Consider the following 9,903-nt stretch of genomic DNA (forward strand, 5'->3'; position numbering starts at 1 on the left):
GGCGGGCCGATGCCGTTTCCGCATGCCGACGGTCTGTCACTGCTGCTGATGGCGCTGACCACCCTGGTGGTCGGGGCCAGTGCGCTGCACGGCGTGCGCTATCTGCAGGCAAGCGATGCGCCGCGCCGCCGCAGCCTGCTGCTGTGGCCGCTGTTGGCGCTGCTATGGCTGGCGCTGTGCACGCTGTTCGCCAGTGGCCACATGGTCGTCCAGTACCTCGCCCTGGAAGTCACCGCGCTATGCGCTGTGGCGTTGATGCTGCTGCCCGGAAGCCCAGCCTCGCAGGAGGCGGGGCGTCGCTATCTGCTGTGCACCCTCAGCGGCTCGCTGCTGCTACTGCCGTCAGTGGCCTGGCTGGCTAGCCAGCAGCCTGACCTGAGCCTGGTGGCGCTGGCTGAGGTCGAGGTCGCTCCCTGGTGGCTGGCGGTGACAAGCGCCGGGCTGCTGATCAAGATGGCGGGGTTTCCGCTGCACGGCTGGCTGCCGCCGGCCCACGCCGCGGCCTGGGTCCCGGTGAGTACGGTTCATGCCGCGCTGGTGATCAAGGCCGCCTTCTTCATGGCCGTGAGCGTGTGGACCACGCTGGCACCGGCGGCGCTGAGCGGCGCGCAGCTGATCGGCTGGCTGGGTAGCCTGGCCATCATATGGGGCAGCCTGTTGGCCTGGCGCCAGACCGAGCTCAAGGGGGTGGTGGCCTACTCCACGGTGGCCCAGGTCGGCTACCTGCTGCTGCTGTTTCCGCTGCTGTTCGGCACCGCCGAGGCGGCCGCCACGCTGGCCTGGCAGAGCGCCTGGCTGCTGGTGATCAGCCACGCGCTGGCTAAAGCGGCGATGTTCATGGCCGTGGGCAGCCTGGTGCTGGCCATGGGGCGCGGTGACCTGGCGGGGCTGTCGGGCGTCGGCCAGCGTCTGCCGCTGTCGCTGCTGGTGTTCGGCCTGGCCGCGGTGTCGCTGCTGGGGCTGCCGCCGAGCGGCGGCTTTACCGCCAAGTGGATGCTGCTGCACGCGGCGATCCTCGCCCAGCAGTGGCAGTGGGTGGTGGTGGTTGCGGTGGGGACGCTGCTCGGCGCCGCCTACGTGTTTCGGGTGTTCCGCTACTGTTTCGTCGTCCCCGAGCAGGAGCAGACGATGCGCGTGCCGCCGGTGTCGCTGGATATCATCGCGCTGCTGCTGGCGCTGGCCGCCATGGGCGCCGGCCTGGCCGCTGCGCCGCTGGTGTCGCTGATAGGAGGCCCGCCATGAACGACAACCCGGGCCTGCTGCTGGCGACCCTGGCCGCGTCGCTGCTGGTGGCGCCGCTGATCTTCCTGCTGCCGGAGCGCGCCTGGTTGGCGCGCACCTCGATCAACCTGGGCGCGGCGTTGCTCAAGCTGGGCCTGGTAGCGCTGATGGTGGCTGGGGTGGCCCGCGGCGACAGCTACGCCTTCGGCTTTACCGTGGTGGAAGGCGTGAGCTTTCAGCTGCGCGCCGACCCGCTGGGCATCATGTTCGCCGGGCTGTCGTCGCTGCTGTGGCTGTTCACCACCCTGTATGCCATCGGCTACCTGGAAGGCTCGCCTAACCGCAAGCGCTTCTTCGGCTTCTTCAGCCTGTGCGTGGCCAGCACCCTGGGCATCGCCCAGGCCGGCAACCTGTTCACCTTCCTGCTGTTCTACGAGCTGCTGACGCTCTCCACCTATCCGCTGGTGGTCCACCGCGGCACGCCCAAGGCGCTGGCCGCCGGGGCCACCTACCTGCGTTACACCGTCACCGGTGGCGTGCTGCTGCTGATCGCGGTGGTGGCGCTGCATGCCCTGGCCGGCGAGGTCAACTTCGGCCAGCGCGAGGTGCTGGCCGATCTGGGTCCTGAGTACCATCCAATGCTGATCGGCATCTTCGTGCTGCTGATGCTGGGGCTGGGGGTCAAGGCGGCGCTGGTGCCGCTGCACGGCTGGCTGCCCCAGGCGATGGTGGCGCCGGCGCCGGTCAGCGCGCTGCTCCACGCGGTGGCGGTGGTCAAGGCGGGGGCCTTCGGCATCGTGCGCGTGGTCTACGACGTCTACGGCATCGCCCTGAGCTATGAGCTGGGGCTGCTGACCGGGCTTGCCATCGCGGCCTCGTTCACCATCCTGTACGGCTCGCTGCGCGCCCTGGCCCAGGTCGATATCAAGCGCCGCCTGGCGTTCTCCACGGTCAGCCAGGTCTCCTACATCATGCTCGGCATCAGCCTGTTCGGCCCGATGGGGACCATCGCCGGGCTGGCGCATCTGCTGCATCAGGGGCTGATGAAGGTCACGCTGTTCTTCTGCGCCGGCAACTACGCCGAGGAGCTGGGTATCCACCGTATCGACGAGCTGGACGGGGTAGGGCGGCGCATGCCCGGCACCAGCCTGGCCTTCACGATGGGGGCGCTGGGCATGATCGGCATCCCGCCGCTGGTCGGCTTCCTCAGCAAGTGGTACCTGGGCATGGGGGCGATTCAGGCCGGCATGCCGTGGGTGATCGCGGTGCTGGTGGCCAGCAGCCTGCTCAATGCCGCCTACTTCCTGCCGATCCTCTACCGGCTGTGGTTCAAGCCCGGCCCGCTGGAGGGCGTCGGTGCCTGGCCCGAGGAGCGCCGCCTCGGCCGGCTCGAGACCAGCGCCTGGCTGCTGTGGCCGGCGCTGGCCACGGCGGCCTTCAGCCTGCTGGCGGGCGTCTTTGCCGGCCTGCCGTTCAGCCCGCTGAGCTGGGCCAGCCTGATCGCCACTCAGGAGTACCTGCCATGAGCCTGGCGCATATGCTACTGCTGACGGTGGCCTGGCCGCTGGCCATGGCGGCGCTGGTGGCGGGCACCCTGGCCTGGCGCCACGGCCGCGCGTTGATCGAACAGCGCAGCTCGGGGCGCTATGTGGTGCCTCCAGGCATCGCCGGCGACTGGCCGTACCGCTGGCGCGTGGCGCTGTGGGTCAGTGCGCCGCTGCCGGCCCTGGGCGTAGCGCTGGCGCTGCCCGAGGCGTCGCTCACGCTTGACTGGTGGCTGCTCGGTGGCGAGTGGCGGCTGGACGGCACGCGCCGCGCGCTACTCGGCTTCACCGCGCTGCTGTGGGCGCTGGCCGGTGGCTACGCCCATGGCTACCTGGGCGGCAAGGCGCGTCGTGCGCGGCATGGCGACCCGGATGCCGAACGCGACCTGCAGGCGTTCGTGCTGCTCTGGCCGCTGACCCTGGCCGGCAACCTGATGTTGATCGTCGCCGAGGATATTGCCAGCTTCTACACCGGCTTCGCGATCATGACCTTCGCCGCCTACGGCCTGGTGGTCAATGCCGGCAGCCGCGAGGCGTATCGCGGCGGTCGCGCCTATCTGATCATGGCGATCCTCGGCGAGGGCATGATCCTGGCCGGGCTGCTGTGGGCGGCGGCCAGCGCCGAGACGCTGACCCTGACCGGCCTGCGCGAAGGACTGGCGGTGGCGCCCCAGGCCAATGCCATGGCCGCGCTGCTGTGGCTGGGCTTCGGCGTCAAGGCCGGGGTGATCGGCCTGCACGTGTGGCTGCCGCTGGCGCATCCGGTGGCGCCGACCCCGGCCAGCGCGGTGCTCAGCGGGGCGATGATCAAGGCCGGCCTGCTGGGCTGGTGGCAGACCCTGCCGCTGGGACTGACGGCGCTTGCCGGGCTGGGGCGCGTGGTGATGATCGCGGGACTGGTCGCGGCCTTTGGCGCGGCGCTGTATGGCGTGACCCAGCGCCACCCCAAGGCGGTGCTGGCCTACTCCAGCGTCAGTCAGATGGGCATGATGACCACGCTGGTGGGGCTGGCCCTTATCGCCCCGTCGCTGTGGCCGGTGCTGGCCCCGGCGCTGGTGCTGTTCGCCGTCCATCACGGCCTCAACAAGGGCGCGCTGTTCCTGGGCGTGGGCATCACCGAGCATCCGCCGCGGCTGCCGGGCTGGCTGCTGTGGCTACTGCTGGCGCTGCCGGCGCTGTCGCTTGCCGGCGCCCTGGCCAGCGGGCTGATCGCCAAGTGGGTGCTCAAGGCGGGGCTCTACGACGCCGGCTGGAGCTGGCTGGTCACGCTGCTGACCTGGGCGGCACTCGGCACCAGCCTGCTGATGGCACGTACCCTTTGGTGCCAGGCCCACGCCTGGCGGGAGGCGCGCCGCCATGGCGCTGCCCCAGCGCCTTTGTCGATGACCCTGGCCTGGGCGCTGTGTGCGCTGCTGGCCGCCGCCGTGCCCTGGTGGCTGACGCTGCCCGAGGCGCCCGCCGGCGCGGTGCAAGCCGCCGACCTGCCGCCCTGGGGCGAGCTGCCCGGCCTGCTGTGGCCGGTGATGCTGGGGGCGGTAGTCACCGCAGCGCTGGTGGTGGCCTGCCATCTCGAACCGCGGCTGCACACGCGCATCAGCCGTGCCGAACGCCTGCCGCCCGGCGATCTCTGGCCGCTCTACGTGCGCCTGGCGAGCTCGCTGAGCGGCCCCCTGCGCCGCGGGGTGGCGCGGCTAAGCAATGCTCAGGAAACCGTCCAGGATCTCGCCGCCGGCTGTGGGCGTCATGCCATGGTCTGGCTGACGGCACTGCAGCGCTGGGAAGCCTGGCTGCGCCGCTGGGCGGTGCCGCTGATGGTGCTCTTGGGTGGGGGGCTGTGGCTGGTGCTGGCGGGCTAGCGGCTGCGCCCCGACCTCCGGGGCGCAGCGTCGTGGCTGGGGGATTACAGCAGTTCTTCGGCGGCCAGCGCCAGGCGCGAGCGCTCGACGCTCTTGAGGGTGATATGGCCGGCGTGTGGCCAGTCGCGGAAGCGTTCGACCACCGCCGCCATGCCGCAGGTGTTGGCGGTGAGGTAGGGGGTGTCGATCTGGCCGACGTTGCCGAGGCAGACGATCTTGGTGTTGCGCCCGGCACGGCTGACCAGCGCCTTGAGCTGCTTGGGCGTGAAGTTCTGCGCCTCGTCGATGATCAGGAAGGTGTCGTTCAAGGTGCGTCCACGCATGAAGCCCGGCGAGCGGATCTGTACCCGCGAGCCAAGCAGCTGGCGGGTGGCGCCGTTGTCCCAGCTGGTGTCGCCATCCTCGCTGCGCAGCAGGTTGTCCATGTTGTCGTGGAAGGCGCCCATCCACGGTGACATTTTCTCCTCCTCGGTGCCGGGCAGAAAGCCGATGTCTTCGCCCATGGGGATCGGCGCGCGGGTGAACACGATGCGTTCGAACTGCTTGGCGTCGAGGGTCTGCTGGAAGGCCGCTGCCAAGGTCATGAAGGTCTTGCCGGTACCGGCATTGCCGGCGATGGTGACCAGATCGATCTCCGGATCCATCAGCAGGTTGAGGGTGAAGTTCTGACGGCTGTCGTGGGCGTGCACGCCCCACACCCCGGCGTGGTGGCGGTAGTTGGTGAGCAGCTGCAGGCGGGCCGTGCTGGGCGTCAGCTCGCGCACGATGGCCTCGAAGTCGGCGCCGTTGTCGCTGTCCGAGACCAGCATGCCGACGTGCCAGTCGCGCGGCATCTCGCCGCTGAGCTGGTAGAAGGTGTGGTGGTCGACGCGCTCGACCCTGACCTCGACATTGAGGCACTCCCAGAGCCCGTTGCCGTCCTGGCCGGCATCGGCATAGACCTTGGCGCCCTCGATCATGGCGTCGCTGTCGGAGAAGGCGCGGTCGTTGAGGTAGTCCTCCACCGGCACCTTGAGCGCCGAGGCCTTGACCCGCAGGTTGATGTCCTTGGTGACCAGGATCACCGAGGCGTCGGGGCGCTCGTCGCGCAGCCGGCAGGTCTCGGCGAGGATGCGGTTGTCGGGGCTGTCCTCGAGGTTGTCGAGGGGCTTGAGGTCCTGGTAGCAGAGGAAGCGCAGGCGACCGCTCTCACCGCTGATGCGGGGGATCGGAATGCCCTGCTGGATGTCGTCGAAACTGACCTGGCTGGTGATATCGGAGAGGGTGCGGCTGACTTGCCGAGCGGTACGCGCGATCTCGCGGATGCCGTTCTTGTGCTTGTCGAGCTCTTCGAGGACGGTCATCGGGATGACCACATCGTGCTCTTCGAACTGGTAGAGCGCGGCAGGGTCGTGAATCAGGACGTTGGTGTCCAGTACGTAAAGCCTCGTGGCCTTCTTGTCGAGTCGTACCATCGGTGGAAGCACTCCTTGGTTGACGGCAATGTCGACACTGGCAGTGACACCTTACGGTCATGTGACAGGCTGTCATCTGGTGCCCAGCGTCGCTTCCATGATGCGTGCGCTACCTTCCTCCTCTAGGTGTGTGGCGGTTTACCCTTCGACTTCAGCATGTGCCGCAAACTCCCAACGTGCCACTGCCGATGTCAACGCTGTGTCATTCCTGCTGCAGGTAGACGCTGTCGATGTCCAGTGTGGAGGACTTGCCGAGGTCGTCGAAGGCGGCATCGAGCCAGGCGTCGCAGGCCGTGCGTCAGAAGGCCTCGAGCCCTTCGCGGGCGGCTTGCTCGCCGCCGCCCTGAAGCGCCAGGTCAATGGCTTTAGTCTCTGGCATGTCGCCTCCCTGGCATTGACGCAATGCAATACGTACTGAGCATAGTGAGCACTGACGCCGCTCTCCAAGTCAACGCTTAACGCAGGCGAGGGATTTGTCACCCGCCCGCGGCAGGGCCTAGGCTGAGAGATACTGCCGGTGCCATGAAGGCAGCGGGTTGAAAAGGCAGCCACTCGGGCTGCCGCTGACGCGGAGGGATTCGCACATGAGCCACAACGTAGCCGAAATCATCGTCGAGACGTTACAGCAGGCCGGCGCCAAACGCTGCTATGGCGTGGTCGGCGATACGCTCAATCACTTCACCGACAGCCTGCGCCAGAGCGAGATCCAGTGGATACCGGTGCGCCATGAGGAGGTAGGCGGCTTTGCCGCCGGCGGCGAGGCCTACATGACCGGCGAGCTGGCGCTGTGTGCCGGCTCCTGCGGGCCGGGCAGCCTGCACTTCGTCAACGGCCTGTTCGATGCCCATCGCAACGGGTCACCGGTGGTCTTCATCGCCTCCCAGGTGCCGATCGGCGAATCGGGGGTCGGCTTTCCCCAGGAGGTCGACCAGTCGCAGATCTTCAAGCAGTACAGCGTATTCTGCGAGACCCTGATGTCCCCCGAGCAGGCCCGCCGCATGACCGCCATCGCCGCCCAGACGGCGCTGGCCAAGCGCGGCGTGGCGGTGCTGATCGTGCCCGGCGACCTGTTTACCCAGACGCCGTCCCAGGACCTGCCCTACCGGGCGCACCGCTTCGACTACGCGATGCGCCCCAGCGCCGAGTCGTTCGTACCGGCGGTCAAGCAGCTCAACCGCGGCGGCAAGATCTCGATCTTTGCCGGCTCCGGCTGCGAGCACGCCCGCGAGCAGGTGCTGGCGCTGGCGGAAAAACTCAAGGCGCCGGTAGCCTGGACCTCACGGGCCAAGGACTTCATCGAACACGACAACCCCTATCAGGTGGGCATGACCGGGGTGTACGGGCTGGAGGGGGGCTATGAGGCGGTGGCCGAGTGCGACACCCTGCTGCTGCTGGGCTGTAACTTCGCCTGGACCCAGTTCTACCCCGACAAGGCGACCATCATCCAGGTCGACCATGACCCGGCGCAGATCGGGCGCCGCCATCCGGTGGATATCGGCCTGGTCGGCAGCGCCCGTGATACCTGCGAGGCGCTGCTCGAGGTGATCGAGGAACAGACCAGCACGCGCTGGCTCGACAAGTGCCGGAAGCGCTACCACAAGTCGCTGGACAAGTCCGCCCATAACACCCGCGACGACGGCCTGATCCACCCCCAGGAGCTGACGCTAGCCATTGATCGCCTGGCGGCGGAGGATGCCTTCTTCACCGCCGACACCGGCAGCGTGAAGGTGTGGATGCTGCGCCATATCCAGACCCACGGCCGCCGCCGCACCCTGGCCAGCCTGCAGCACGGCACCATGGCCAACGCCTACCCCCAGGCGATCGGCATTCAGCTTGCCCATCCGCAGCGCCAGGTGGTGGCGATGTGCGGCGACGGCGGGCTGGCCATGCTGCTTGGCGACCTGCTGACCCTGGTGCAGGAGCAGATCCCGCTCAAGCTGGTGGTCTTTAACAACAGCTCGCTGGGCTTCGTCGAGCTGGAGCAGAAGGTGGAAGGGCTGCTCGATGCTTTCACCGGCCTGACCAACCCCGATTTCGGGCGCGTGGCCGAGGCCATCGGCATGTGGGGCAAGCGCGTCGAACGCGAGGACGAGCTCGACATGGCCCTCGCCGAGCTGTTTGCCCAGCCCGGGCCAGCGCTGCTGGACGTGAAGGTCAACCCCATGGAGCTGGTGATGCCGCCGAAGGTGGAAGCCGGCCAAGTCGCCTCCACCGCGCTCTACTCCGGCAAGGCGGTGCTGGCCGGGCGCATGGATGAGGTGATAAGCCTGGTCAAGAGCAACTTCCTCAAGCGTTGAATCAGCACGGGCGCCCGGTGGGTGCCCGTGCTCTTCTTTAGCCAGCACCATTCGGGCAGCAGACACGCTGCGTGCCGATGTGAAATAGGCGCTAGGGAATCGGCCATGCTGATCGAGATAATATGAAACACGCCGCCAGTAGGCGTGCCGAGCAGGTCTCGGAACGCACATAGCGATCTCGGTTTGTATGACATCGCTTACAAGTCGTAAGACATTGCCTACGCTGAGACTACCATGGTCAAAAATAAGGCGTGTTACGTAGATTTACAGCTATGAAAGCGTTAGCTTGGAGCTAAGTGGGCAGTAGCAAAGGCCTGATGCCGTTCTATATAGCTGAGATGACATCTTGGATTACGCGATCATATTTGAAGCCGCAAGGCCGCTGTGGTGGGTGCTTCCCCTCGTCTTGCTCCTCGGCATCATCAAGTCTCGCTGGTTCAAAGGCATCTTCGGCGAAGCCTTCGTCAAGCTGGTCGCCAAGGTGCGGCTGCCGGCGGAAGAGTACCTGGGAGTTCACAACATCACGCTGCCCACATCCGACGGCACCACCCAGATCGACCACGTACTCGTCTCCCGCTACGGCATCTTCGTCATCGAAACCAAGCACATGGCGGGCTGGATCTTCGGCAGCGAAAGACAGGCCCAATGGACTCAGAAGGTCTACCGCAAGACCTTTAAATTCCAGAATCCGCTGCGCCAGAACTATAAGCATGTGAAAGCTCTGGAAGCCCTGCTCGAAGTGCCGGCGGACACCATTCACTCGTTGGTGGTTTTCTCCGGCAGCGCCGTGTTCAAGACCATGATGCCCGATAACGTCACCATCGGCGGCGGCTATGTGAGATACATCAAGTCATTCCGGGTGCCTGTGCTGTCGGACGCTCAGGTTCAAGACGTACTGGAACGACTCACAACCGGCCGGCTCGAGCCCAATCGGGAAACTCACCTACAGCATGTAAAACACCTCAAGGCACGCTTCGAATCCAGCGCTGAGCGAACATGCCCGAAGTGCGGAAGCGGCATGGTACTTCGCACGTCGAAGCGGGGAGCAAACGCTGGTAATCGGTTCTGGGGGTGCTCGGCCTACCCTAAGTGCCGGGAGGTGCAGGATGTTGCGTAAAGCTGGGTATCAGGCGAGGGAGACTCAATGCGGACCTGCATCGTACGACTCTCTCCACAAGATGCGGCTACGCATGCCGATGGTTCATTTGGTTAGCTGCATGTAATCACATGTTTCGAAGCGGGTTCACATCTCGATGGAGACATGTCGGTGGTTTCAGACCGCCAAGGAGGGGGCTGGTGAGCAGCATCCCCTGGCGGTAGCGTGCCCAGATTCCTCGCTTACCCTGATTCCAGAGGACTACCTTGCTCAGCACGTTCATCACTTCCTCATGAGATAAGACCACAGGTAGCCGGCGCGGCTGTTTGGCGCGTGAGAATTTAGGGTATCCGGATTAAATGGTTGATATGCGAGATTGGAAGATAAGCGACAAGTGAAACTCACAACGGATTAACTGATTGATGGCTGCTCAGT

Annotated in this window: 7 protein-coding genes; 6 read left to right on the forward strand and 1 reads right to left on the reverse strand. The window is 66.3% G+C overall.

Annotated features, from left to right (window positions below):
* The first annotated feature begins 9 nt into the window (after window positions 1-9).
* Genes QC821_RS20350 through QC821_RS20360 form a run of 3 tightly spaced genes read left to right on the forward strand, consistent with a single transcriptional unit; the run spans window position 10 to window position 4,621 of the window.
* On the forward strand, window positions 10-1,242 hold the full coding sequence (locus QC821_RS20350) for a complex I subunit 5 family protein (RefSeq protein ID WP_309725132.1): 1,233 nt from the start codon (window positions 10-12) through the stop codon (window positions 1,240-1,242).
* Window positions 1,239-2,747 (forward strand): proton-conducting transporter transmembrane domain-containing protein, encoded by a 1,509-nt coding sequence (locus tag QC821_RS20355; RefSeq protein ID WP_309725134.1) that lies wholly within the window; start codon window positions 1,239-1,241, stop codon window positions 2,745-2,747. The genes QC821_RS20350 and QC821_RS20355 overlap by 4 nt, the downstream gene beginning before the upstream one ends.
* The gene (locus QC821_RS20360) at window positions 2,744-4,621 is read left to right on the forward strand and encodes a complex I subunit 5 family protein (RefSeq protein ID WP_309725136.1); all 1,878 of its coding nucleotides are present in this window, start codon (window positions 2,744-2,746) and stop codon (window positions 4,619-4,621) included. Before QC821_RS20355 ends, QC821_RS20360 begins: the two co-directional genes overlap by 4 nt.
* Window positions 4,622-4,665: 44 nt before the next feature.
* Here QC821_RS20360 and QC821_RS20365 read toward each other — a convergent pair whose 3' ends face one another.
* Window positions 4,666-6,075, reverse strand: coding sequence for a PhoH family protein (locus QC821_RS20365; protein WP_309725138.1), 1,410 nt, complete (start codon window positions 6,073-6,075; stop codon window positions 4,666-4,668).
* Between the two features lie 199 nt (window positions 6,076-6,274).
* On the opposite strand from QC821_RS20365, the gene QC821_RS20370 reads away from it, so the two are divergent.
* The 3 genes from QC821_RS20370 to QC821_RS20380 all read left to right on the forward strand — a co-directional run bounded on the left by QC821_RS20370 (window position 6,275) and on the right by QC821_RS20380 (window position 9,489).
* Window positions 6,275-6,493, forward strand: coding sequence for a hypothetical protein (locus QC821_RS20370; protein WP_309725140.1), 219 nt, complete (start codon window positions 6,275-6,277; stop codon window positions 6,491-6,493).
* Between the two features lie 166 nt (window positions 6,494-6,659).
* Complete coding sequence (locus QC821_RS20375) at window positions 6,660-8,372, forward strand: thiamine pyrophosphate-dependent enzyme (RefSeq protein WP_309725142.1); 1,713 nt, start codon at window positions 6,660-6,662, stop codon at window positions 8,370-8,372.
* Between the two features lie 346 nt (window positions 8,373-8,718).
* On the forward strand, window positions 8,719-9,489 hold the full coding sequence (locus QC821_RS20380) for an NERD domain-containing protein (RefSeq protein WP_309725143.1): 771 nt from the start codon (window positions 8,719-8,721) through the stop codon (window positions 9,487-9,489).
* The last annotated feature ends 414 nt before the right edge of the window (window positions 9,490-9,903 follow it).

The sequence above is a fragment of the Franzmannia qiaohouensis genome, assembly GCF_031451695.1.
GTDB classification, from domain to species: Bacteria; Pseudomonadota; Gammaproteobacteria; order Pseudomonadales; family Halomonadaceae; genus Franzmannia; species Franzmannia qiaohouensis.

Coding starts and splice junctions, on each gene's coding strand:
- QC821_RS20365 (WP_309725138.1), bottom strand. CDS start 6,075: ATGGTACGACTCGACAAGAAGGCCACGAGGCTTTACGTACTGGACACC.
- QC821_RS20355 (WP_309725134.1), top strand. CDS start 1,239: ATGAACGACAACCCGGGCCTGCTGCTGGCGACCCTGGCCGCGTCGCTG.
- QC821_RS20350 (WP_309725132.1), top strand. CDS start 10: ATGCCGTTTCCGCATGCCGACGGTCTGTCACTGCTGCTGATGGCGCTG.
- QC821_RS20375 (WP_309725142.1), top strand. CDS start 6,660: ATGAGCCACAACGTAGCCGAAATCATCGTCGAGACGTTACAGCAGGCC.
- QC821_RS20360 (WP_309725136.1), top strand. CDS start 2,744: ATGAGCCTGGCGCATATGCTACTGCTGACGGTGGCCTGGCCGCTGGCC.